The organism is Autumnicola lenta, assembly GCF_031846515.1.
Lineage (GTDB): Bacteria > Bacteroidota > Bacteroidia > Flavobacteriales > Flavobacteriaceae > Autumnicola > Autumnicola lenta.
Genome location: NZ_JAVRHO010000066.1, coordinates 1 through 983, shown reverse-complemented (window position 1 = coordinate 983; position 983 = coordinate 1). Strand labels below are relative to the sequence as shown.

The window sequence follows — 983 nt, the reverse complement described above, 5'->3', positions numbered from 1 at the left end:
ACGTTGTGCGTAAACTAAAAACAAAAAATGAAAAAAAACATTTACACTTTTATCCTATTTCAATTCATAAGCCTTTTAACCTTTTCCCAAGAAATTGTAATGAGCGGATTATTGATCGATTCTGAAACAAATAGTCCGATTGAATTTGCGAACATTGGCGTAGTGGATAAAAATAAAGGCACTGTTTCTGATCTCGACGGAAAATTTAGAATCAAGTTTTCCAAAGGGTTTGTAAGTAACAGTCTCACAATTAGCCACGTTATATATAAAACCATAAAAATTCCTATTAAAGATTCTAAGAACTTGGTCATTCCACTTCAACCAAATGAAAATCAATTATCTGAGGTTGTTGTTACAAACAAAAAGAAGAAAAATAGAAAAATAGGAGTTAAAAGCTACAATCCATTGTTATGGATGAGTACAATCTCAAAAGAAATGGACATTATCGAAAGTTCAAAACAAATTAAAATTCCTAATAATAAAACTGTCAGGGTGAAGGATGTAAATTTTTACTTAAGACGAGGATTTGAGACGGACAGTGCTTTTATTAGAATTAATTTTTATAAAAATCTTGACGATTCCCCTGGTGAAAAAATAGTATTTCAAAATATTATTGAATGTAAGCAAATTGAACAAGGTTGGGTAAATATTGACCTTGAAAAACATTCTGTTTATCTTGAAGAAGATTTCTTTGTTGGAGTCGAAATTATTCCGGATTTCAAAAAACCACTTGAAATTTTTATGGGAGCTATTTTAACCAAAGGAAAAGGTTTTATGAGAACAAGCAGTCTTGGGAAATGGGAAAAAGTGGATGGGGCACAATCAATTAATGTAGAAGTAGAATATTAAAAGTCTACGCACAACATTGTATAAAAACAATGCTAAAACCAGTCTCAATTCGAAACTTCTTGCTCGCTTGCAACACCTGATTTTCCTGCGGAAAATCAAGCTCGCCCGCTCGCACAGTTTTTATACGAGACGTT

The 983-nt window shown here is 32.0% G+C and carries 1 protein-coding gene; it reads left to right on the top strand.

The window, feature by feature from the left end; translation table 11 throughout:
• The first annotated feature begins 27 nt into the window (after positions 1 to 27).
• On the top strand, positions 28 to 849 hold the full coding sequence (locus RM545_RS17440; RefSeq protein ID WP_311496563.1) for a carboxypeptidase-like regulatory domain-containing protein: 822 nt from the start codon (positions 28 to 30) through the stop codon (positions 847 to 849).
• Positions 850 to 983 lie beyond the last annotated feature (134 nt).